Source organism: Kibdelosporangium aridum (assembly GCF_900176515.1).
In the GTDB taxonomy this organism is placed as follows: domain Bacteria; phylum Actinomycetota; class Actinomycetes; order Mycobacteriales; family Pseudonocardiaceae; genus Kibdelosporangium; species Kibdelosporangium aridum.
Genome location: NZ_FWXV01000006.1, coordinates 169,445 through 193,929, shown reverse-complemented (window position 1 = coordinate 193,929; position 24,485 = coordinate 169,445). Strand labels below are relative to the sequence as shown.

The 24,485-nt window shown below is 65.5% G+C and carries 14 protein-coding genes; 7 read left to right on the top strand and 7 right to left on the bottom strand.

Going from position 1 to position 24,485, the window contains the following annotated elements; genetic code table 11:
• Positions 1 to 30 precede the first annotated feature (30 nt).
• The 3 genes from B9C43_RS31470 to B9C43_RS31460 are packed head-to-tail and all read right to left on the bottom strand — an operon-like array spanning position 31 to position 9,432.
• The gene (locus B9C43_RS31470) at positions 31 to 5,973 is read right to left on the bottom strand and encodes a type I polyketide synthase (protein ID WP_200825775.1); all 5,943 of its coding nucleotides are present in this window, start codon (positions 5,971 to 5,973) and stop codon (positions 31 to 33) included.
• Between the two features lie 25 nt (positions 5,974 to 5,998).
• Complete coding sequence (locus tag B9C43_RS31465) at positions 5,999 to 7,552, bottom strand: PfaD family polyunsaturated fatty acid/polyketide biosynthesis protein (protein WP_235038959.1); 1,554 nt, start codon at positions 7,550 to 7,552, stop codon at positions 5,999 to 6,001.
• Between the two features lie 59 nt (positions 7,553 to 7,611).
• Positions 7,612 to 9,432: a fatty acyl-AMP ligase gene (locus B9C43_RS31460; protein ID WP_235039001.1), complete on the bottom strand. Its 1,821-nt coding sequence runs from the start codon at positions 9,430 to 9,432 to the stop codon at positions 7,612 to 7,614.
• 321 nt (positions 9,433 to 9,753) lie between these two features.
• Between B9C43_RS31460 and B9C43_RS31455 the strand changes: the two genes are divergently transcribed.
• The 4 genes from B9C43_RS31455 (at position 9,754) to B9C43_RS31445 (ending at position 12,732) form a co-directional block, all read left to right on the top strand.
• Positions 9,754 to 10,746 carry a 3-oxoacyl-ACP synthase gene (locus tag B9C43_RS31455; protein WP_235038958.1) on the top strand — a complete coding sequence of 331 codons (993 nt, stop codon included), beginning with the start codon at positions 9,754 to 9,756 and terminating at the stop codon, positions 10,744 to 10,746.
• Between the two features lies 1 nt (position 10,747).
• Complete coding sequence (locus B9C43_RS60200) at positions 10,748 to 11,482, top strand: thioesterase II family protein (RefSeq protein ID WP_051896036.1); 735 nt, start codon at positions 10,748 to 10,750, stop codon at positions 11,480 to 11,482.
• A gap of 124 nt (positions 11,483 to 11,606) precedes the next feature.
• A complete protein-coding gene (locus tag B9C43_RS56925) occupies positions 11,607 to 11,813 on the top strand; it encodes a hypothetical protein (protein ID WP_160096808.1) in 207 nt (68 codons plus the stop codon).
• A gap of 103 nt (positions 11,814 to 11,916) precedes the next feature.
• Positions 11,917 to 12,732 carry an alpha/beta fold hydrolase gene (locus B9C43_RS31445; protein ID WP_160096806.1) on the top strand — a complete coding sequence of 272 codons (816 nt, stop codon included), beginning with the start codon at positions 11,917 to 11,919 and terminating at the stop codon, positions 12,730 to 12,732.
• A gap of 156 nt (positions 12,733 to 12,888) precedes the next feature.
• On the opposite strand, the gene B9C43_RS31440 is transcribed toward B9C43_RS31445, so the two are convergent.
• The 3 genes from B9C43_RS31440 to B9C43_RS31430 form a co-directional block, all read right to left on the bottom strand.
• A complete protein-coding gene (locus B9C43_RS31440) occupies positions 12,889 to 13,278 on the bottom strand; it encodes a cupin domain-containing protein (RefSeq protein WP_033384948.1) in 390 nt (129 codons plus the stop codon).
• 286 nt (positions 13,279 to 13,564) lie between these two features.
• Positions 13,565 to 14,644: a hypothetical protein gene (locus B9C43_RS31435; RefSeq protein WP_084430515.1), complete on the bottom strand. Its 1,080-nt coding sequence runs from the start codon at positions 14,642 to 14,644 to the stop codon at positions 13,565 to 13,567.
• 278 nt (positions 14,645 to 14,922) lie between these two features.
• Positions 14,923 to 15,774 carry an SDR family NAD(P)-dependent oxidoreductase gene (locus B9C43_RS31430; RefSeq protein ID WP_160096804.1) on the bottom strand — a complete coding sequence of 284 codons (852 nt, stop codon included), beginning with the start codon at positions 15,772 to 15,774 and terminating at the stop codon, positions 14,923 to 14,925.
• 807 nt (positions 15,775 to 16,581) lie between these two features.
• Between B9C43_RS31430 and lanKC the strand changes: the two genes are divergently transcribed.
• The 3 genes from lanKC to B9C43_RS31415 are packed head-to-tail and all read left to right on the top strand — an operon-like array spanning position 16,582 to position 20,048.
• Complete coding sequence (lanKC, locus tag B9C43_RS31425) at positions 16,582 to 19,194, top strand: class III lanthionine synthetase LanKC (RefSeq protein ID WP_235038956.1); 2,613 nt, start codon at positions 16,582 to 16,584, stop codon at positions 19,192 to 19,194.
• 43 nt (positions 19,195 to 19,237) lie between these two features.
• A complete protein-coding gene (locus B9C43_RS31420) occupies positions 19,238 to 19,444 on the top strand; it encodes a hypothetical protein (protein ID WP_033384922.1) in 207 nt (68 codons plus the stop codon).
• A 52-nt stretch (positions 19,445 to 19,496) separates the two neighbouring features.
• Positions 19,497 to 20,048, top strand: coding sequence for an SSI family serine proteinase inhibitor (locus B9C43_RS31415; protein WP_084430512.1), 552 nt, complete (start codon positions 19,497 to 19,499; stop codon positions 20,046 to 20,048).
• Positions 20,049 to 20,115: 67 nt separating this feature from the next.
• On the opposite strand, the gene B9C43_RS31410 is transcribed toward B9C43_RS31415, so the two are convergent.
• Positions 20,116 to 23,922, bottom strand: a complete 3,807-nt coding sequence (locus B9C43_RS31410) for a S8 family peptidase (RefSeq protein WP_160096802.1) — start codon at positions 23,920 to 23,922, stop codon at positions 20,116 to 20,118.
• Positions 23,923 to 24,485 lie beyond the last annotated feature (563 nt).

Here is a 24,485-nt window from a genome sequence, read left to right as displayed (position 1 = left end):
GTGGACTGCCTCACCTTCCCATGACCAGTGTCATTCCGGGCGCAGCACGAGATTCACGGCGAGCAGTTCCGCCCGCGGTGATCCATCGGCGTCGAGAAGACCGATGTCGCATACAGCACGGTCGAGGTGGACCTGTTTGGCCCGCACGACGCACCGCATCGGCCTGTCCGCCGGGCCTTCCCTGTGCAACCGGTACTCGCCGACCGACATGGGCAACGTGGCACCGCCAAGCACCTGCTCGCCCCACAGCAGGGACAACTGGAGGCAGGCGTCCGTAGCCGCGGGGTCGGTCCGCCACACTGTGCCGTTCAAGCCGGTCCAGCCCAACGCCTCCAGACCGACGACGTCAGCGGTCGCTCCCAAGCGCGAGACGCCGTGCAGCGAACGGATCGCCTGGAAACTTCGGCCGTGGAAAAGGACACGCCCGTCGTAGATCTCCGCCTGCTCCACCGGTTGGAGATCCGGCGGAGAATCCCATGTGGTCGTCGGTCCGGCGCCCGCACTGCCGGAGTGCACGGTCGCCCGGTAGTGCGGCCTGCCATCGTCGCCGAGCAGTTCCAGCCTCAGCGCCGGACCGTCGGCAGCGCAGCGCACGGCGAGACGTGTGCCGCCGTCTTCGAAACGGTCCAGGCTGATCTTGCGCAGCATACTGATGTCGCGAATCACCGCGGCACGCTCCGGTGAACGTGACTCCCGTGCTGCTGCAGCGAACCACTCGAGCACCATGGCCACCGGCACGACCGACGCACCCGCGATGCTATGGTCCGCCAGGTACGGATGTGTCCGCGCGCTCAGCCGGATCTCCGCCCTCATGGCGCGCTGATGGGCAGCCCCTGGCAACTGGCCGCCACCTCCGCCAGACGCGATGACGACCTGGACCTCGCCCGACGGGCGACCGAGTTCGGCGACGAACGCCTTCGTTCCGGCGGCAACCGGGATCAGCGGCACCTGACGGCTGCGGAAGTGGCGCTCAACCTCCGGCGTGACCACGCCGCCATGCCACGGTCCCCACGCGATCGACCGAACCACGCTGCCCGGCCGCTTCGCCGCCTCGGCGCTCGCGACCTGGTTGAGCACCTCGTTGGCCATCGCATAGTCGCTCTGGCCAGGATTGCCATAACGTGCCACCACCGAGGAGAACACACACAGCACATCGAGAGGATCATTCGCCGTCGCGTCCAGCAGCGACAGCAGGCCGGTGACCTTCGTGTCGAAAACCCTTCCGAACTGCCGCAGGGTCTTGTCCGCGACCCGCTTGTCAGCGAGCACACCGGCTCCGTGCACGACGCCGGTAATCGGCCCCCAACTCCGCCGCACCTCGTCGAGCGCCTCGGCCAATGCCTTGCCATCCCTGACGTCCACCGGGAAGTAGCGCACCTTGGATCCGGCTCGCTCCAAGGCCTCGATCGTGCCCCTGATCTCACGCGCGGCCCTGACCGCCTCGACCAGCGAACCCACGTCGACGGGAGCCGGCCGCTGCCCGGTCCGTCGCCGCTCGAGCTCGGTCACGATCTGCTTGAGCGAGGCGTCGTCCGTGGCGCCTCGCAACTCATCCGGCTCATCAAGCAACGGCGTGCGTCCAATGAGGACAATTCGCGGGCGGTGCGCCTCGGCGAGGGCACGCAGTGAGGCAGCCGTCACCCCACGCCCGCCGCCAGTCGCCACGATCACGGATTCCGGTCCGATCCTCGGCGTGGCAACGGATTCGACACGTGTCTCGACAAGTTCCACTGTGGTCCTGATGCCGTCCGCGCGCAGACCCACCTCCAGCGTCGGCCCACCGGCGAGGAGTTCCCGGACGATGTCCTCGGCGATCGCCGAAGCCGTCCGGCCGCCGCGCTCACAGTCGATCGCCTTGACACTGGCGGCCGTCCATTCCTGAGCGACGGTCCTGGCGAGCGCGGCAACGCCACCGAGCCAAGCCCGGGTCGGCTCACGACCGCCGAGCCCGAAGTCCCCTCCGGTGTCCTGCACGGTCACGAACACGCCCCCGTACTCCTCGAAACACCGCGCCACCGTCGACGCGGCGCGGAACGCTTCGACGTTGACGGCTATGGCCTGCTCCTCGGAGTCGACATCTCGCAGGCCGCCAAGGAAGACCACACCGGCGACGTCAGGGACGACGTCGGTGACGACACTGGCGGACAAGCCGTGTTCGTTGAGCCTGTCCACGACCAGCTGAGCGATACCGCAACCGTCATCCGTGACCGCCAGCGGACCATCGCCCAACCCGGCCATCGCCAAACCCGATGCCTCAGCGGGCACCGTCCGCACAGCGAGCCGGGTGAGCGACGACACCCCGTCGGTACCGATGCTCGATCCTGCAAGCAGGTCCTCGGCAGCGACACTCGCCTCTGCAAGCGGGTCTTCGGTGGCTTCCCTGAGCTTGTCGACGATCTGACCAACCGTGCGCAACTTGCCGAGCTCCATGGCATCCACATCGGGCAGGCCCGGCACCTTTTCCCGCAGCGCCGACAGGATCTCCACCCGCTTGATCGAATCGATCCCCAGATCAGCTTCCAGCTCCATCCCGGCATCGAGGATCTCCGGCGGATAGCCCGTCTTATCCGCGACCACCGACAGCAGCACCGACGCCAGGTCCACCGCTTCGGTGTCCACTGTGCCGACGCTCGACCCTGCAAGCAGATCCTCGGCACCGACGCTCGACCCTGCAAGCAGATCCTCGGTACCAACGCTCGATCCCACAAGCAGATCCTCGGTGTCCGGCCCGGCAAGCAGGTCCCGTGACGTCCGCGGCATCAGATCGGGCAACTCCTCGTGCTCCGTGACTGTCGCGCGCAGAGCCCGTGCCCACGTGTCGGCAAGCTTCAGGAAAGCGACGTGACTGTCGGCCATCGCCCGCTGATACGCGGCATGCGCGTCCATCGTCCGGCGCGCGAGATCCTCGTGAACACGCAGCCCCCCATCACCAACGACGTCGGCGCCAATGCTCGATCCTGCGAGCAGATCTTCGGTACCGATACTCGATCCTGCGAGCAGATCTTCGGTACCGATACTCGATCCTGCGAGCAGATCTTCGGTGGGCTTTGGCGGATTCGGCGGCGGCAGCGCCTCCGCACCGCCGACCGGGGGATACCGGCGGTTGTAGTTGACACCTGAGATCTTCAACACCGCCTTGGACTTCCGCACCGGCTGACGTCGCGCAGGTGGCGCGTAGCCGACCCACAACGCGTCCAGATCCATCGCCATGCCTCGCGCGCAGAGCAGTCCCAATGCGTCGTAGAGGCTCGTGACGCCGTTGCCGCCCTTGCGATCGAGACTCACAGCCGTGTGCTCGCGGTCACCGAGTATCTTGCCGACCAGGCCGGTCACCGCAGAACCCGCGCCGATCTCGATGAACGTGCGCACCCCATGGGAGTACATCGCTTCTATCTGATCGACGAACCGCACACCGGACGCGAGGTGATCCGCGACACGGTGGCGTACGGCATCCGGATCCGCCGGGTATTTGGCGGCGTCCGCGTTGCCGTACACGTCAATCCGCGGGCCGTGGATGTCCATCCTGGACAGGAAATGCCGCAACGGGCCACCCGCCGCCATGACCAATGGGCTGTGAAAACCGGTCGCGGCGTTGAGTCGCTGTGCCAACAGCCCTGCCTTGGCGAGCTTGCCTTCGAAGACCTCGACCGCCGAAGCACTGCCCGACACGACGACCTGTCGCGGTGCGTTGTCGTTGGCCACCCATAGTTTCTCATCACCACAGCTGGCGATGACCGCCTCGACATCACCGCGGGAGCCGGAAACGGCCACCATCACGCCAGGAACGGCCGCCGCGTCACGCATCAGCTCACCCCGGCGTCGGGCCAGCCGTACCAGGGCTGCCTCGTCGAACGCCCCAGCGACGTGCAATCCGACCAACTCGCCAAAGCTGTGCCCTGCCACGCAATCCGGCCTCAGCCCAAGCGCACGCAGCACGTTGAGCAACGCCAAGCTCGACACCGCGAGGGCCGGTTGCGCCCACTCGGTCTCGGTCAGCAGCCGTTCCTGCGCCGCCCGTTCGGCATCGGTGAAGACGGGAATCGGGAAGACCACCTCGTGTAGTGGCCGATCGCCGATGTCGATCGCGGCCGCCCAATCCCAGACCACGCCCGCCGCTGGAAAGTGCATTGCCACGTCGGCGCCCATACCGACGTACTGGCTGCCCTGGCCGGGAAACAAGAACGCGACATCGCCGGGTGCCGCGGGGCCGGCCCCGTAGTGCAGTCCATTCGGCGTCGAGAACGAAGCGCCCGGCCTCTTCTCGATTAGTGCGACAGCCTGCTCGAGCCTGCTCGCAAGCTCGCCCGCATCGGATGCCACCACTGCCAGTCGGACGTGGTCGTCGTGGCGGAACATCTGCTGCGTCTCCCGCGCGACCCAAGCCAAGTCGTGTTGACCCAGATCGTCCTGGGCGATGCCCCGAGCACGGTCCACGAGTTCCGTCATGGTGGGCGCACTGAGGAGCACGAGTTCAGCGGGCATCGTGCGGGCGCGCAACGCCGGGACGCCACCGGCGTTCCCGGCCCCGGGGATGTATTCCTCAAGCGTCACATGGAAGTTGGTGCCACCGAAGCCGAAACTGGACACCGAGGCCCGGCGTGGATGCGTCGAGCCGCGTACCCACGGGCGGGCATGCGTATTGAGGTACAACGGGCTGTTTTCCATACCCAGCTCGGGGTTCGGGCACTCGACCTTGAGCGTCGGCGGAAACACCTTGTGCTGCAAGGCGAGCACGGCTTTCAGCATTCCAGCCGCACCGGCCGCGCCTTTGGTGTGGCCGACCTGGGATTTCACCGAACCGAGCGCACACCACCGGCCTGCCCGGCCGGTCTGTTCGAACGTCGCACGCAGTGCGGCGAACTCGGCCGCGTCGCCCGCTTTGGTGCCTGTGCCGTGTGCCTCGACGAGTTCGACGGTGTCCGGGCCGTAGCCCGCCGCTTCGTACGTCCGCCGCAGCGCCCTAGCCTGCCCCTGAGGCAGCGGCGCGTAGACCGCGGTTCCGCGGCCGTCCGAGGACGCCCCGATGCCGCGAATGACCGCGTAGATCCGGTCACCGTCCCGTTCGGCGTCCTCCAGTCGCTTGAGCGCGAACATGACCAGGCCCTCGCCGAGGACCGTGCCGTCTGCGGCATCCGAGAACGGCCGGCAGTCCCCGGTCGGCGAGAGCGCCGGTGTCTTGCTGAAGCACATGTACATCGAGATGTCGTTGAACGCATCGACACCACCGGTGATCACCAGGTCGGACTGGCCGAGGGCGAGCTCGTTCACAGCACTGGCCACCGCAGCGAACGAGCTCGCGCACGCGGCGTCCGCGGTGAAGTTGGTGCCGCGCAGGTCGAACTTGTTGGCGATCCGGCCTGCGACGACATTGCCGAGCAGCCCGGGGAAAGTCGCTTCCTGCCATGGCACGTAATGGCTGGCGATCTTGTCGCAGATCGTCTGTGCCTCGGGCTCCGCGACACCACTCTCCCGCAACGCCTTGAGCCACACCGGACGCTCGAGCCGAGCGGACATCGTGGTGAGCAGTTCCAGCGCCCCGAGGCCGAGGATGACGCTTACCCGTTCGCGGTTCATCGCGGTGAGGTCACCGCCGTTCGCGTCGGTCAGCACCTTCTCGGCCACCATCAGCGCGAGCAGCTGGGTCGTGTCGGTGGCCTCCACGGTGTTCGGCGGTATGCCGTACGCGACGGGGTCGAAGTCGATCGGAGGCAGGAAAGCCCCTCGGCGGCTGTAAGTCTTATCCTGGGCTGCCGGGTCCGGATCGTAGTAGTCCTCGACCAGCCAATGGGTCGGCGGAACATCGGTGATCAGATCGCGTCCTTCCAGCACGCTACGCCAGAAACCCTCGACATCCGTTGAGCCTGGCATCAGGGCGCCGACTCCTACGACGGCAACGGGCTGCTGCCGGACATGACCAAAGACCTGCTCGCAGGATTGAGCATCGGCGCTGTCGCCGGACATCATCTTGATCATCACCTCGAAATGTAGGTGTGCTGGTTCAGGCCAGCGGGCGCGGTGCGAAGGTGAACGCCGCCGCCGGCACGGGAACGCCGTAGGTACGCACCTGGTGTGCGCGAGTGACGACCGCAGCCCCTTCGAGGAGGTTGCGGGCGATCTGCACGACGGATCGATTCGCCGGCTCGGCCAGGAAAGTGCCTGCCGTCCACCGGTTGAACGCGCCCATCGCCGGACCGCACCAGATCTGGTAGTCCGTACGGCGAGACACCTCGCCGTCAATGGCCCAACGACTGGACTTGCCCAGATACCAACGGAACAGCAGTGCCATCCGGTGCTTGGGATCATGCTCGGCCCTTGCCAGCTCCGCCGGGTCACGCCGCTGCCAGAAACAGGCTGTTTCCGACCAGATTTCGTCAATGGGAGCACGCAGGATGTCACGTTCGAGCTTGCCGCGGACTTCCGCCGGGATCTGCTCAAGACCGGAATGGTTTCGGTAGATGTCGTACAGCCGGGCGGCACGGGCGGCGAACATGGTGCCGCGACGCAACACTTGCAGCCGGACTCCCAGTTCGAACATGTCCGCCGCCGGCGCCATGGTCACGTCGGCAACGTCCGCCTGTGCGAGCATGCGCTTGGCATCGTCCGACAGCCCGGCCTCGACCGACGCCTGGTTCACCGAACCGGTCACGATGTACGCGGCACCAAGAGCGAACGCGGCCGCGACACCTTCAGGCGAGCCGAGGCCGCCCGCGGCGCCGACCCGGATCGGACGGGTATAGCCATGCCGACTGACCAGCTGATCTCGCAGCGCGATAACCGCCGGCAGCAAAGCGCCCAGCGGCCGGTTGTCGGTGTGTCCCCCGCTGTCGGCTTCAACGGTGACGTCTTCAGCGACCGGCACCCGTGCCGCCAGCCTGGCTTCGGCCTCCGTCAGCTCCCCGCGCGCTACCAGCGCATCGAGCATTTTGACCGGCGCGGGTGACATGAACCGCTCGGCGACTTCGAGGCGAGAGACCTTGGCGAACAGCTGGGTGCGGCGTTCGATCCGTCCACTGTGGTCGGCGCGGAGACCGGTTGCCGCACACCGAACCACGGGCAGGGTCAGCCCCATGAACGCCGACGCCGAGACCCGCGGGACTCCGCGGCGCACGAGCAGGTCGGCGACCCGCTCCTCGAACTGCGGCTCGCCCGGCGAGTGGATGAGGTTCACACCCCAGTTCGAACCGCCGCCCACCTGGCCGACGAGCTCGTCGACGGCGCGCTCGACACGAACGAGGTCCAGGCCCGCGGCACCGAAGAAACCGAGCATCTCCGCGTGGGCCATCTCGATCACCATCCGCGTTGTGGCGATGCCGTTGGCCATCTCCCCTGCCACATAGGGAAAGCGCGTACAGTGCGTCGTACAGAAGGAGTGGCTGCCGAGCCACTCCGGATACAACGGCGGCAGCATGCCGACGATCTCTTGCCGATCGCCAGACACCGGTGGGCTGCCCAGGGCGACACCCACACACGCGGTGGAGGTGTCCGCCACGATGTGAAGCGGCTCGCGGATCTCCGCCACGGCCGCGGCTATCCCCTCGGGACTGAACTTCACCCTCGGTCCATCAGCGGGCCGGCCATCCACCTGTGCCGGTTCGGTCGTCGCGAAGCCGCTCACCGCGCGGCTTCCATGCCACGCACGTCCCGCTGAGACGTCGGGAACACCCCGATTGTCGTCTGGGCCGAGTGAATCGCGCCGCTGAGGTAGGCACGTCGGCATGCCGAACGGCGGATCTTGCCGCTAGTGGTCTTCTTGACCGTGCCCGCTGTGCCGAGCACAACCGCGTGACAGGTGATCTGGTGATCCTCTTGGACACGCCTGCGAACAGCCCGCAGGATCGCCTCCTGATCTGTGGGGTCCAGCCGCCCCCGACGAACTTCGACGAACAGCACGAGCCGCTCGTCCGGTGAATCGTCATCCGGCGGGACCGAGAAAGCGGCGAGCCCACCTGGCCGGACAAATGGATGAGCCTCGCGCGCACTGTCCTCGATGTCCTGCGGATACAGGTTGTGGCCCCGCAAGATGATCAGGTCCTTGTGGCGTCCGGTCACGAACAGTTCACCCTCGAAGAAGAATCCGAGGTCACCGGTCCGCAGGTATTCGCGCGAGGGCTCCTCGCCTTGAGCCCTGGCCCGGAAGACTTTTTCGGTCTCGTCGATCAATCCCCAGTAGCCGGCCGCATTGGTCGGGGAGTCGACCCAGATCTCACCGACGTGCCCGGGCGGGCATGGCCGACGGGTCACCGGGTCCACGATGCGCACGCACGCCCCCGGCTTGGTGACCCGCCCACAGCTGAAGTACCTGACCGCGGGCCGATCCGAGGCACCGTCGAGCGGCACAGCGCGGCCGGCCTCGAGTTGCTGTTTGTCCAGTGTCAGTGCGGTCCTGCCACCCGCGGTCACCGACACGGAGCACTCTGCCAGCCCGTACCCGGCATAGAACGCGTCCGGCCGCAGCTTGCTGTCGGCGAAGGCATCCAGGAATGTACGAACCGTTGCCGGGCGTACCTGCTCGCCCGCCGAACCCACCAGCCGCAGCGAGCTCAGATCCCAGCTCCGCCGCTGCTCCGGCGAGGTCTTGCGGACCAGTAGCTCGTACGCGAAGTTCGGGGCCGCCGTGTGGGTTGCCCGGACCCGTGAGATCACGTCGAACCAGACCGCCGGCCGCTTCAGGAAAGTCAGCGGCGACATCAGATAGGTGTTCAGGCTGTTGCCCACGATGGTGTTGAGGATGACGGTGATCAGACCGAGATCATGGAAGTGCGGCAGCCAGGACACCCCTCGGGTATCCGGTCCCAGGCCAAGATCCTCGGCGTTGGCCCGCACCTCGTGCCAGAGGTTGCCATGGGTGATGATCACTCCCTTGGCCGATCCGGTCGAGCCGGATGTGTACTGCAGGAATGCGGGCGTGTCCGCGGTGGGCGTATGCCAGGCTGCCAGCGTGGCTGGGCCTGGCGGGCAAAGATCGGTCTGGTACCAAGGGATCTCGGGCCAGCGAACGTCGCCAGTCGCGTCAGCCATGCTCAGCGCCTGATCAAGTTCGGTGCTGAACAGGACGACCCGGGCGCCGGAACTGTCCACGATCGTGGTGAGGGTGGCCATGTCGTGCTTGAGCTTGAACGGATTGGGTGGGCACACCGGAACCGGGAGCACTCCCGCCGCCAGGCAGCCGAGAAACGCCTTCACGAAGTCCAACGAGGGCATGTAGACGAGCACCGCCCGGTCTCCCACCTGGACACCCCATGACCGCAGTGACAGTGCGATCCCGTCCGCGTCCGCGGCGAGTTCGCCCACGGTGAGCGTCTCGCGATCCCTGCCCTTGTCATCGACGAAAGTGAAGAGAACCGCCTCAGGGTCAGACTCATGGAGCCGTCGAAATGCCGAGACAATCGAACCGGCATCTTGGACATCGCCTCTGCAGTTCTTTCGCGCCATCGAGACCAAGTCCACTCCAATTATCGTCGGAATTTCCGGGAACGTGATCCCATAGTTTGCTTGGCGGCCAGGACCCGAAAAAGGGGCCGCACAGCTGGCCCCCCGCTGAATACCATCACACAGGGCCGCGTCGTGGAAAACGACCGCGGTTGAGGGCCGCGTGATTGGCCACTTTCAGCTCTTCTCCCGCGCCAGCACACTGACCCAGGTCATGCGGAGGCAATAGGGCGTGGTGCTTGAGCAGCGAAAGCGATTCTCTGCGGACTTGCTTCTTCGAACGGAACTGTCGAAAGGACCGATGTGTCTCCTGACGCCCATATCGTGTCCACAGGCACCGCGCTTCCCGGTGAGCCCGTCGACAACGAAGCCATCGCCCGAAGGTTCGGCACGGATGTCGCCTCGGCCGAGGCGTTCATCGGCACCAGGCAACGACACTTCGCCGTGGACCTGAACACGGGCCAGGTCACGCACACCCTGACCGACCTCGGTGCGCAGGCTTGCGCGCAAGCCATGGCCAGGGCCGATCTGGAACCACGGGATGTGGATTTCCTCGTGCTCGGCACGTCGTCTCCGGACGCGCTCGTGCCTGCCACGGTGAACCTGATCGCCGACCGGCTCGGAATCGACCAGGTGTCCACCTACCAGCTGCAGTCGGGTTGCGCCGGCGCGCTGCAGGCGCTCGACCTCGCCTGCCGACTGCTGGACGAGGAGCACCTGATTGGCTTGGTCGTCGGGGCCGATGTCTGTGTGAAGCACCTTGTGCTGGACCGGAACACAAATTCGGTCGGGCGGACGGGCCATGTGCTCTTCGGCGCCGGCGACGGCGCCGGCGCGGCGGTGCTGGCGTCCGAACTGGTGCCCGGCTCCATCGCGGTGCGCCGTGTGCTCAACCGGTTCAGCGAGCTCAGCCGAACTCCCGGTCAGGTGGTCCGTTGGTTCGGCGCGGCCGACCTCGCTCACCCGGAACAGCCCGTCGAGCAGGACCACAAGGCCATCGCGCAACGAGTGCCGCTCCTGGCCCGGCAGGCCATGCGGGAGGTGCTGGGAATGACCGGCTGGTATCAGGCATCCGTGTCGTACCTACTCCCGCCGCAACTGCCTGGCCGCGTGCCACAGCATGTGGCCAACGAGCTCGGTCTGGCGGATGTGACGGAGATCAGCTGCGTCGCGGACGTCGGCAACGCCGGTAATGCCCTGCCGTTCTTGCAGCTCGACCTGCTACGCGATCGGATACTGGCCAAGGAGCGGGCGGTCGCGATCGCGATCGAGCCGAGCAAGTGGATCAAGGCCGCCGTCACCCTCGAAGGGATGTGACGTGAGCTCACGAACCCCGACGCTGGTGTGTTTCCCGCATGCCGGTGGCGGCGCTTCGGCCTTTTGGTCGTGGCGACGGAACACCGAAACGAAGATCCACGTTCACCCAGTGAGCCTCCCTGGCCGGGACGGTCGAAACGGCGAGCCCCTGCCGGCCGACATGACGATTCTTGCTGAGTTGCTGGCGCATGACCTGGCCGATGTCCTCGACGAGCCGCATGTCCTGTTCGGGCACAGCATGGGTGGTCTGGTGGCGCACCAGGTGGCCAAACACCGATGGGCTGCGGGCAAGCGAATGGCTGACGCCCTCGTCGTGGCGGCGTGCCCGGCGCCACATCTGGTCTCGCCACTGGCCACCGTGGTCGATCTTGACGATGCCAGGCTGGCGATCGGACTCGACACCATCGGCGGGCTGCCCCCCGAGCTTCTTGATCGACCGCAGTGGATGAGTACTTTCCTGGAAGGCGTACGAGCTGATCTGAAGCTCTGCTTCGCCCATTCGTATCGCGCCGAGCCTCGGCTGCCATGTGCGATTCATGTGTTCGGTGGCGAACACGACCCGCTCGTTCGCAGGTCGGCGCTGGCCGGTTGGCGGCGGCACACGTCGGCGTCGTTCACCCTCAAGATGCTCGACGGGAACCATTTCCTGGCATCGGACGAGAATTCCGGGCTGCGGTCCGAAGTGTTCGCACTCGTCGAAAATGTCACCCATTCGGATGCCCCCCGGCCGCAGTAACGCCAGGGCCAGCCGTCCGACCCCTTTCGGCAGCGGCTCCATGTTCTCCAGAATCACCGAGCCAATAACAACAACGAAAGGCAGAACCAGCGTGCATCGAATCGCAAGGGTCATCCTCACAACCATGGCCGTCGCCGCCGTACCGGTCGCTCTCGCGGCGGGAGCGAATGCCGATCCGCATTCGCCGCGACCGGTGGCGTCCGGCCTGCATTTCGAATCGCAGGTCGACGGTATGCGTGCGGGGATCCGCATCGATCACTGTGGCGTGTCCCCGTGGCTGTCCGAGGAAGACCTCGGGCTCGAGCTGGGCACCGGTATCGGCGGCTGCTGATAGCCAGGACACAACGATCCAGTGCGGCAACGACCGACGGGGTATCGGCCGGCACGTCGACTGCTGGCGGCCGATACCCCGTCGGCGAGCGGGAAAGGGCACCATGAGCGGCACCCAGTTTCTGGAGCGACCCGGGGGGAAGCTCGCCTACTCCGTCACCGGAGCAGGACCACTTGTCGTTTGCTCTCCTGGGGTTGGTGATCTCAGAAGCACTTTCACCGACCTGACTCGCCTGCTCCTTGCCGGCGGCCTCCGGGTGGCGACGGTCGAATTGCGGGGTCACGGGGAGTCGAGCACCGACTGGCCGTCCTACACGGAAAACGACGTGGCGGACGACCTGCTCGCGCTCTCGAAAGAGCTGGACGATCGGCCGGCGGTGTTGCTGGGCAGCGACTACAGCGGCAGAGCCGCTGTCATCGCGGCGGCCAAAGCACCTGACGCCGTGGCCGGGATAGTATTGAGCCGGGCGTTCGTCAAGGACCCGCCGTACAACCCTACGGAGAGGGCGATGACGAGTCTGGCCGCGCTGCCGGGAGTGGGCCAGACGTTGTGGATGTCCCACTGGCCAACGCTGTTCGCCACGAAACCGGCCAACTTCGAGCAGCGACGCCACGAACTGGCTGCCAGCCTGGCCGAGCCCGGCCGGTTCGAGCCGGTCTGCGAAATGTTCAAGAGGGATCACGCCGCCGAGCAGGCACTCCCCGACGCCGGTTGTCCCGCACTGGTGGTCGTCGGCGATCGTGACCCGGACTGTCCCGATCCCGCCGCCGATGCGGCCGCCACAGCCGGTCGACTGGGCGGCCCGGCGACTGTGTTGGTGGTGCCGGGTGCAGGCCACTATCCACACGCAGAGGACCCTGAGAGGGTCGCCCTCGCGGTCGTCGCCTTCGTACGGGACTCGTGCCAGCTCGCTGAATGACCCGAACGGGTTCGGCTTGATTCGGCGTGAAACCCACGTCGAATCAAGCCGTCCCGGCAACTACGCGAAAGCCCGATCTTCTGACCAAATTGGACATCATCTGTCGTTGTCAAGACAGTCGTCGTCCAGACAACAGACTCCGGGTGACCGAGCTGGTCACGGTATCTTCTCGGTGTCCACGTGACCAAGGTCTGCTCTTGGCGCCAGTGGGCAAAGGTGGAACACGACGCGCGCCTCCACCTCACCGGCGTTGCGCACGCGGTGCCGGACGTTACGCGGCACCAGTACGCCCTGGCCCGCGCACAAAGTGATCGGCTCGTCGTCGAGGTCCAGGGCCACGGCACCGCAGACCACGTACAGGAACTCGTCGGAGTACGGATGGTAGTGCTCGGTGATCCGTTCACCCGCCTTGAGGATCGCAACGCCGAGAAATCCGGTCGCCGCCCCAACCGTGGAGGGCGTGAGCAACAAGCGAATGTCGCCACCTCGCTTGGTCACGGCGGGTACGTCATCTATACCGATTACGCGACGGACATTCGTGGTCATCCAGGACTCCTCGGTCGGCCGCGCCAGTGCACACGACAGCCAGGCGGCTGACGAACGGAATGTGTTAGCGCACTGGGCACTTCTCATCAACACACTCTCCCGGTTGGTTTCCAGGAGGAGCTCCCCACGGCGCGACCCACCCGCGAATCGGTGACTGCGCACAGGATCGCCACGTTGATCGTGCCTCAACCGGCCAATGGCGAAAAGCGGCCAGTCAACTGGCCCCTTGGAGGCTCCGGCGATTGAGCGCCTGGGCCCCGCCCATACGCTCAATCGCCGGAGCCTCTTAGTCTGGCCGATCGTCCGGTGTTCTCGGTGCCGGGTGTTGCTCCCCGTCGGCAGGCCCCGATTCGCGTTGCGCCTGGGCCCCCGGCAGGTCCGCGGGTGGCGACGGGGCGGGGACCAGCCCGCGAAACGCGGCCTGCAGCCCAGCCTGAAACCGGGTCCGGACGCCCAGGTGTTCGATCAGCGCACCCAATCTGCGCTGAAACGTCCGGTAGGACAGGCCGAGCTGCCGAGCCACCGCCTGATCCGGAAGTCCCGCCGTCAGCAACGCGATGAGCCTGGCGTCTTCGGGGGTGAGCGAACTGGCACCTGCCAGCTTCGCCGTGGGAGCGGGTATCGGCAGCGCCGTCCGCCACAGCGCCTCGAACAACGCTCCGAGAGCGTCGAGCATCGCAGAGGGATGGACGGCGACGACACTGTCGATCGTCGTTGGATTGGACTGCAACGGCAGCAATGCGAGGCGACGATCCGACAAGATCAACTTGACCGGCGCCTGTGGTATCACTCTCGCCTGTTCACCCAGCGCGATCGCCGGTTCGATCTCAGCCTGGATGCTGCGAGTCGCAAGCCCTGCGGTGTCGTAGAGCGCACGATAGGTGATGCCTCGCCGCAGCATCTCCGCCTCGACCGGGGCGAGCACGGTCGGGCCGACGGCGTACGGATGTTTGTCGATGAAACGAATCTCGTGGCTGGTGCTCCGAACGATCTGTTCCACGAGCTGAGCCACTGCCTGCTGACCGGAGACGACCTCGACCAGTTCAGCCGGCTCCCGTCCCGCTGCCGTACGAACATAACGACCAGCGAGTTGTTCGACATACAGCCGAGCGCGCTTGATTCGCTCTTGTTGCTCCAGAAGCAGCACCTCCAGCGCGACGTCCGGTGCGGTGGCGGTGAACTTGGGCGGAACAGACGCCGTGCTCTTCACAAGCCCAAGGCACAGCAGCCTCTCGAGCACCTTACGCAGGCATGCGTCACCAATGTCGACCCGCGTGCATATCTCGTCGAACGTGGCCGGCGGGTTATCGATGAGCAACTCGTAAACGGTCTGCGCAGTGCTGTCGAGGCCAACTATCTCAAGCATGAGGCGATCCTCTTGCTGCACATTGCTCTATTGGGGAATGGACTTCGGCGAGCAATCGCCACTGTCCAGCATGCGCCAGCCGTCGCCATTGGTTTCGACACGGTAGTCCGGACAGCATGGTATTGCTGGAGGTCGGCGGTCCCCCGATCGGTGTCGGCGCCAGCGTATGCGAGGGGGACTCAGGCGGGAGTCGGCCGTTGCGCGTCCCAGTCGACTCCCGCCGCAAATGTCATGTGCGGTGGATATGAGTGTCCTGCACCAGAAGTACCGTGCACGCCCTAGGCGCCCATGCGAAGCGGGCCCGTCGCCGTCCACGGCAGGCTCATGTCCAACACCTCCCCAGTGACCTTGTCGAGTTGCCGTTGCACGGGAATTTGCAGCACTTCGGACAGCGGCTGGACGATCTTCTTCCCCTGCACGTAGAACTCCAGGTCGTGCACCGGCTTTGTCACGGCATAGAGCACGTTGTCGGCCGCCGCGCTGACCGGCCCACCAGGCCAGCAGAACGACTGACGTTGCAATTTCGTCTCGGTGAAGCCAGGATCGACGCAGACTGCGGTGAGCCGAGTCCCGGAGCAGGCAGACACCAGTGATGCGGTATGCGCGACCAGGGCGAATTTGGATTGCGCATACGCCACCACAGGGTTATAGCAACGGTTGCCGGGCGAATCTTGGTCAAAAGTCGCGACGTCACGATAGGCGTCACAGACGACATTGACGATCCGGCCACGCCTGGCCACGAGCAGCAGATCAAACAGCCCAGCGGTCAGGAAAGCCGGAGCCAGGTAATTCACCTGGAAGGCCAGCTCATGCCCATCCTCGGTCAACGTGTGCGAATGCCGACCGACCGTTGCCGCGTTGTTCACGAGAATGTCAAGGTGGCCGTAGATCGTGCGAATCCGCCGAATCAGACGTTCGACGTCAGCGAACCGCCCCAGGTCGGCGAGGACCGGAACGACGCTGGTACCCGGGTTCGCCGGTGCCAGTGTAGCGGCCAGCGCTGTCAGCGACTCCGGACATCGGCCGTGCACCAGTAGCGTGTCAACGAGTCCGGCCAAGCGCTGCGACACCGCTCGGCCGATTCCGTCAGTCGCACCGGTGACGAGTGCCGTCGGCCGTGTCTGACGCACTTCGACGTCCGCCTGTGGCGGATCTCCTCGCGCAACGCGCACTTCCGACCCGACTGTTGGATCCAAGAGGTGAGTCGCACTGATGTCCATTCGTCCATATCCGTCAGATTCTTCTTCGCGCGCCGACGGTGAATCCGATAGGTCACTTGAGTGCTCACGAAGTGTTCGTATCTCATGCGGTCAGACGCGGTAGCGCCTCATACTGAAAATGGGGATCACCCATGCAGAATTATCCCAGAGTGGAGTAGGCCGAGCAGACGAGCGCTCCAGAGCCGAGGGGCCAAACGGCTCCTCCGAACCGTCTCCACTCCTTGCCCCATCCAGCGTATCGTCAGCGAACCTAGACAACTTTGACGGGACACCATACGGGCCGCAAGGACCAGACGTGTGATGAAGGGGCACCCGTTTGAGCTAATTCCCGAATTACTTTCGGTTATAGGGCCGAGGCATCCTCCAAGAGGACCTTACTACTACGCACGGGTGACGTCCATCTGGATCTGCACCGATCCACCCGGACGGCTGGCGCGCCAGGAGAATTGGGTCTGAAAAGGTTCAGAACGTTCCGCCGACCTCGACATCGTCAGCAGCAAAACGCACAACCGGCAGCATGATGCGGGAGTGAGGACCCGGCCGGAGGAACTCGCATGACACTCGTGAGTCCGCCGGTTGCCGAACGGTGCAGGACACGAGTGATTACGACGTCGGCTTCGGCCCAACCAAAACACTATCGCCACATGAGCGCCGCCACTTCATTTCAATGTCATGTGTACCCCAGACCTGGTAGTAGAGAGGCATTTCGAGTTGGACATGCGTTACGAGGAGTTCTGCCTGGCAGACCCTTGGTTTTACGACACACCGGCCAGGTTGGGCTCCGACGCCGATTCGTTCGACCACGTGTGGCGTCCGCTGCCCACGGGCTGGGACTGCACCCGGCACGACATATGGGTGGCGATGAGCTGTCGCGGCGGAACTCTGCCGAGGCAGGGCTGGAAGGTGCACGTGTCGGCCAGGCTGGACAACGCCGAGCGCATATTGAAGGCGGTCTGCGACTACTGCTTCCCCCGGGGAATCGGCTTCAAGTTCCTGCACAGCAAGAAGATCTTGTTGACCAGGAACGCCAAGTACGCGCCGCGTGAGGACAGCGGCAAATTCGTAACGATTTATCCCGCGGACTACGCGGAGCTCGAACGGGTGCTGGTCGACCTGTCCGCCGAACTGGCCGGCGAGTACGGGCCGTACATTCTGTCGGACCTACGGTACGGAGCAGGACCGCTCTACGTGCGGTACGGCGCGTTCACCGAACGATGGCTGGCCGCTGACGGTGGCCAGCTCGTGCCGGCGATCGAGCGTCCCGACGGAACTCTCGTTCCCGAACAACGCACTCCGGTCTTTCGTGTCCCCGACTGGGCCGAGGTGCCTGACGTCTTGGCACCACACCTCGCACGGCGCGACCGTCCACATGAATCGGGCTTTCCGCATCTGGTGGAGCGCGCGCTGCACTTCTCCAACGGCGGCGGTGTGTACCTCGCCAGGCGCGACGGCGGCGACGAGTTGGTGGTGCTGAAGGAAGCGCGGCCGCACGCCGGTCTCGACGCCGACGGAACGGACGCCGTCGCGCGGCTGCACCGCGAACGAAAGTCCCTTGAGCGGTTGCAGGGCGTAGCAGGCGTGCCCGTGCTGCACGAGTGGTTCACAGCATGGGAACACCACTACTTGATGATGGAGTACATGCCGGGCCGTCGCCTCGACCAGTGGATGGCCGCCTTGTACCCACTGACCAAGTGTGATTCAGAGCAGGCCGACCTCGCCACCTACACGCGGCGTGCACTGGATGTGCTCGACCAGGTCGAGAAGCTGGTCCGCTCGATCCACGAGCGCGGAGTCGTCTTCGCCGACCTGCATCCCGGCAACATTCTGATCGGCGGGGACGACTCGGTCTCGCTGGTGGACTTCGATCTCGCGTTCGCCATCGACCAATCAGACGGCTGCCCCGTCCTCGCGGCTCCCGGATTCAGCCCGCCGGACGACCGCACCGGGCAGGCGATCGATGATTACGCACTCGCCGCCCTGCGGCTGCACATGTTCCTGCCGTTGACGCACATGATGCGGTTCCAGCCCGACAAGGTGAATCTCTACATGGAAGCCATCCAGGAGCGCTTTCCTGTTCCCGATGAGTTCGGCAAGGTCGTGCTTGCTGAGCTCGCGCCGACGCGCGGATCGGTCGGGGACGTCCAGCCGCGGGCGCGAGCAAAGGTGAACGTCGGGCGCGGAAGGACCCCGACAACGTCGGACTTCGATTCCGCACAGCCGGATTGGCGCGCGATCTGCGGGTCACTGATCGAAGCCATCCTGCTCAGCGCGACGCCGGACCGCCAGGATCGGCTGTTTCCCGGCGACATCGAGCAGTTCACTGTCGGGGGCACATGTTTCGCCTTCGGCGCGGCTGGTGTGCTGCACGCACTCTCGACCAGTGGCGGGGGTCGCTACGTGGAGCACGAGCGTTGGCTGCTGGAGTCGGTCCACCGAGACCCCCCGCACCGGCCGGGTTTCTACGACGGCACGCACGGCATCGCGTACGTGTTGCGCGACTTCGGCTACGTGCACGAAGCGGTCATGTTGATCGACGAATCGGCGCCACTGGTCGGGCCACTGCGTGATCACGGACTGCACAGCGGCCTGGCAGGGGTCGGTCTCAACCTCCTGCATTTCGGTCAGACCTTGCAGTCCGGGACGTATCTGGCGCAGGCGTTGTCCATCGGCGACCGGTTGGCTGAAAAGCTGACCATCGCGGCCGTTCGGCATGATGGGCGTGGACCTCGAGCCACGGCGGGCCTTTTGCGTGGCTGGTCCGGCCCTGGGCTGTTCTTCGTCAGGCTGTACGAGCACACGAATGACCGTTCCTGGCTCGACATGGCCGCGCGTGCCCTGCAGCGGGATCTCGACGAATGCGTCGCGCGGCCGGACGGCTCGCTACAGGTCCCCGGTGAGGGCGGGCAAACACTGCCCCACCTGGACGTCGGCACTGCCGGGATCGCGCTGGTGGTCCAGGAACTCGTCCGGCATGTACCGGACACGGAGTGCGCGACCGCGTTGCCGGCCATGCGGCGCGCCTGCTACCCGGAGTTCGTAGTCCAATCTGGATTGTTCGCGGGCAGGGCAGGACTGGTCGGCGCGCTCGCCACACTGCAGCGCGGACAGGCGGACTTCGACGGCGATCGCGCACTCACGCGCCACCTGGCACGACTGGGCTGGCACGCGGTGCCCTACCGCGGCGAACTCGCCTTCCCCGGCAACAAGTCACTGCGCCTGTCGATGGACTTCGCCACTGGCACAGCCGGTGTGCTCCGGGCCTTGACCGTCGCGGTGGATCGGTCCGGTGCCCTGCTGCCGTTCCTCGACGAGCGCAGTTCGGCGAAGTGATCAGCGTGTCCGCGATCTGCCCTATCCCACAACAGGAGGCCACATGAACCTCATCTTGAGCCTGCAGGGTCTCGAGGTCGAGCCCGCGGACGCCAAGCCAGATCCCGGTGCCGGCGCCTGCGGCAGCTGCAGCGGTAACACCGGCGGAGCCGGCCACCACCAGCACCCGGCATACCGACCAAGCGGCACCGGCTACCCCGCGTCACAGATAGAAAGCGATGACTATATCTATTCGAGTGAACTGGCGTGATACATCCGGGTGATGCACCGTTAGAAACAACCAATCGACGCGATACACCTACATGGGCACCACCAGTTGTACAGATGGCGACATCTCGCCGTCTGGCGATTTTTCGTCAATTCTTGAATCGAGCAGTGTGCGAGAAGTCACAACGACGATCACAACACAGTCGAGCACGGAGTTCGAATTGACCATCAAATGTCCATTTATAGTGGTTGCAGTGACAACTGCATTTGCGCTCTGCGGATTAGCGCTGCCGGGTCACGCCACGATCGTGAACACGCGTTCGCCGCAAGTACCCCAACCGTCCACCGAGCTGGACTTGACGATCTCCGAAGGTCTGGAGCCGGGCGTTACGCGAGCAAGGACACTGCGGTGTGACCCGCCGAGTGGAAGCCACCCATATCCCGAGACGGCATGCTACGACGTGGCAGTCGCCGAAGGTGACCTTGCCCGGCTCCCGGGGGAACCGGGCAAGGTGTGCAGCGGTGTATACAAGCCGGTGACGGTGAGCGCGCTCGGTGAATGGCGAGGTATCCCGGTGCGCTTCGCACAAAGCTATCGCAATGCCTGCAAGATGACGGCGAGCACCGGGCTGGTGTTCGGCTTCTAGTTCTTCCGGGTCTGTGCCGCGCAACTTGGTTCGCGCGGCACGCGTTGCGCGGCACAGTCCCTTGTGGTCACTGCACGGGATTCGCAGTCAGCGCGTACGTGCGCTGCATGGTTTGGTTCATCCGGTTGCCGGCGGAATCCCACACTTCAGCGCGCAGCGAGACGAATCCGTTCGTCTGGTCGAGCGCTGGATGTGTGATCTGAACCGTGTAACGGCCATCTCCCTTGGCCGTCACTTGAGCGCGCTGCCAACTGGTGCCATCGTTGGTCGAGTACCACAACCGGAACTCGGTGATCTTGCCTGCCGATTCGGCGCCCTCGTGATGTCCGGCCACCACGTCGAAGGTGTGCGTGCGGCCGGCAGGCGCTTGGTTGAGCAGGTCGAGCCCAAGTTGGTAGTCGAGCTGGATGATGGGTTGGTAGGCACACTTGGCCCAGATATCCGGGCACCCGTAGCCGGGTGGCACAGTGCGGGCCGGTGGCGCCGAGGAGAAGGTAGCCACCGTGTTGGTCCGGGGAGTCAGCCGGTTGATCGCCCCGTTGGGCAGGCCCTCCGTGGGTTTCGCCGGCCACTCGTCGTCGGTCTCGAGCCGGTAGATGTCGGACTGCTGACCGAGCGGGAACAGTGGCACCACCAGAGGACCGACACGGGCCGGGATCTCCTGGCCGCGGCGGTACAGCCGAACCTTGCCGGGCTGCTTTCCAGCCAGCCACGGTTCGATGAAGTGTCCACGGTGGGAATCCATCAACTGGACGGCGGGCAGGAAGTCACCTGTGTCGCCTCGGCACGGTGAGCACAGCCGGGGGAAAGCACCGTATGTATGTGCAGCTGCGCCGCTATGGATCGGTGCCTGGAACCAGCGCTCCTGGGATTTTGGTCCCGCCGTGGGAAACACGTCTTCGGACAGCAGGCTGAACGTCGTGGACCGATCGGGCACTCCGCCTTGGCCTGGCGCCATCTGGGATACGAAACGCTTCCAGAACACCTTGTCATCGGCTGGTCCGATGTACTCCTTCCACTGGGATGGACCCTGGAACCGGGTTCCGTTGAGCGCGATGCTGGACGGGACGTCCGTGGGCAACGCGAACCACCGCTTGCGGAACAGGTTGTCAGGCTTGTCGCTGTGGTAGCGGGTGTCGACCGCGACCAGCGTGGCCGGGTCGGCCTTCTTGACGTGCGACGCAGGCACTCCGTTGCGATCGCGGAAGTACAGGTTGTACATGTACTCCGGCTTGCCGCGGACAGTGATTGAGAGCGTGGTATCGCCGCGCTGGGAGAGCTCACGCAACCGCTCACCTTCCTCACGGCTCAACGACAGGTGCGGTTGCGAATCACCAGCCGCTCCCTGGATGGGCAGTGCACCCAGCGCATCGAGGAAGGTCAGGGTCGCTACCGCGCCGGCTTGCCTGGCCTGGGCCACCGCGGTCTGAACAGCTTGCGAAGCCTGCTCCGGCAAGTCGGCGCTGGCGACTCCGGCGGGAACGCCGATCCGGACCAGCGCCACCTTGTCCTTGGCCGCCTGGAAGTCCGTCGGCTTGGCCGAGTCGACAGAGACGACCTGCAACTCCCGGTGGCCGGCGAGTCCTGCTGCGATGCTGGACGCGTCGTACAGCGGGTGCAGCGTCAACTGCTGTGGTGCGCGGACACGCAGGTCCACCAGGGCCTGCCCCAGCGTCAGGTGATCCTGTGAGCCCACTGTTCCTCGTACCGCTGCCGCACTGGGTGTGATGTACGTCTGCCAACCGGCTCCAGGGGTGAGCACACCGCTGCTGAGGGCCATAGGTGCTCCCGGCAGATAGCGCTGCACTGCGGTGAACCGTTCTGTGGTGTCGGTCGGCTCCCTGGTCTCCACCTGCATGGGCACGGCTGTGCGCGCGTCCAACGCGATGGTGCTCGGCCCATTCACGGCGACCTCGGTGGCAGCCATCAGGGTGGCACGTCGGACATCGACCGTGTCCTCGAGCACGGCTGCGACGGTCGAATACCTCCCCTTCGGCACCGTGATGGTGCCGGTTCCGTTGTTCACCCACACATCGAACGTCGCGGGGATGAAGGGATCGTTGTTCTTAGCATTGGTCCAGTCGAAGTCGTCACGGGCGACGGTCAGTAGCTGCCGCGGGGGCGCAGTCCCCCGAGAGTCGCTCAGCTTCACGGTGAGCGGGAATTGCTCGGGCTCGTCGTAGAAGCTGATCGGTGTCCGGATGGCGGTACCGTCCGTCTTGTCGATGGCCGTGATCAACCCGCCGTACGCTCCTGCCGGGCCGATCGTGGGATCGATCCGCACCGCGAGTGTGGCCTTCCCCTTGGCCGGCACCACGACGGTGCTCTTGTCCAGTGACACCACACCGCCGGGCGCTGGGCCGCCGGCCCATGCCGTTGCCGACGCGGCCAGCGAGAGGGTCACATCCCGTTCGGTGATGTTGGCGTAAGTCACCGTACGCGTCGTCGCGGTCTGACCGTCCGGATAGGACAGTCGACCGAACGCGACCGACGGCGGCCCGACAACCTTGTCGGCCAACGCCCCAGGGATGTTGACTCGACCGGCGCCTTGCTCGTACCACGGAGCGCCGACGTCCTTGGCGCTCGTGGTGAGCGACGCCTTCAGTTCGCCGGATCGCCAACTGGGATGTTTCTGGGCTAGGAGCGCGGCCGCGCCGGCCACGTGCGGCGTCGCCATGGATGTCCCCGACAACTGGGTGTACTTGTCGCCGACGACTGGACCAAGGTTGGTCCCGGCGGCACGGGCGGCGACGATGTCCACCCCTGGCGCCACGATCTCCGGTTTCACCATGGCGTCGCCCAGCCGCGGACCACGGGCGGAGAAGGCGGCTAGGCGATCGGACTTGTCCACGGCGCCGACCGCGAGCGCGGAACTGGCCGCAGCCGGTGTCTCCACCGCCGCGATGCCACCGGAGTTGCCCGCGGCGGCCACGAACAGCGCGCCTGTCTCGGCGGTGAGCTTGTCGACCAGCTCACTGACCATGTCGTCGCCAGCGGAAGGGCCCCCGCCGAGACTCATGTTGACCACGCGCGCACCGGCGCGTACCGCCCATTCCATACCAGCCATGAGCTCTGAGAGCTCTCCGGAACCCGAGCTGTCGAGCACCTTGCCGTTGAGCAACCGCGCGCCGGGGGCCACTCCGCGGTACTTGCCGCCTGAGGCGGCCCCGGATCCGGCGATGGTCGACGCGACATGGGTTCCGTGGCCGTAACCATCACTGGTGTCCGGATCCGCGGTGAAGTTGCGCGAGTCAGCGATCCGGCCGGCCAGATCGGGGTGTTGGGCGTCGATGCCTGTGTCCAGCACCGCTACCGTCACTCCCTGGCCGTCCAATCCGGCCTTCCACGCCTCGGGCGCACCGATCTGGGGCACGCTCTTGTCGAGGCTGGCCTTGACCTTGCGGTCAAGCCGGAGTTTCGTGACGCCGCCATCAAGCACGCTCGTGCTGGCTCGGCCGCCTCTTGCCTCTCCGGCCAGAGCCCGCCAGAACGCGTTCGCCTCAGTTCGGTTCACGCGTACCGCTGCGGCGTTCACACTCGGCAAGGTCACTGTCCGGTCGCTTGCCGGCAGGTCGTCCGCCTGACGGGTGACCGCGTCGGCGGGCGCGTTGCGGTCGTAGCTCACGATCACGGGCAGCTTGTCGCTGGCCGCGTCACCAAGACCTTCCTTGACAAGTTCCTTGATATCGAACAATTCCGGGTCCACTGCACCCGACGCCAGGTAGGGCGCGGCATCGGATGGGACTACGAAATAGCCGTCGGGGCTGCTGCTGGTCTCGAAAACCGGTCGCGAACCGGAACGGGGCGCCGACTCGATCGATACGGTCGTCTGTCCACCGGTGCTTTCGGTATAGGTGACAACGTCGCCGGTCAACAGTGTTACCCGATGCCGTTGATCACTGCTTGCACTTGATTGCCCACCAAGCGCGACCGCTTGATGGCTGTCATTCGATGCGAGTCCGGCATGCGCTGTCGACGTCGCTGAGACTGCGACCGCTACGCCGAGCACGAACGCGCGCAGGCCGCACCAACCTCGTAATAGGCCACCCTGGTGACGAGTCAGTTGGGCACGCATAATTCCTCATCTCTGGGAATACAGGAAATGATGTGTCGACACGGAGGACACGAGACGGTTCCTCCGTTCGCTCTCTATCTTCTGTTGCCTCCTTACTCCGGCATGACCGGTTAGACGCCACTTATTGCTGTCGAGGATGACGTCCGGAGTGGCCCCCGGCACCCGGAGATCGTCGGCGAAGTTGTGTCAGTGGCCACTATTGGCCATTACGGATGCTCGGTACTATCTGCGCAGGTTCACCCCTCTTCCGTTCTCACACCACCGCCACGACGGTCGATCGGCCGAGGCCAGTCGGTGAACCAGCCGTGAACCGAAAGGGTCGCCAACCTGGCCGGAATGCGATACGGGAGAAGTACCTACGC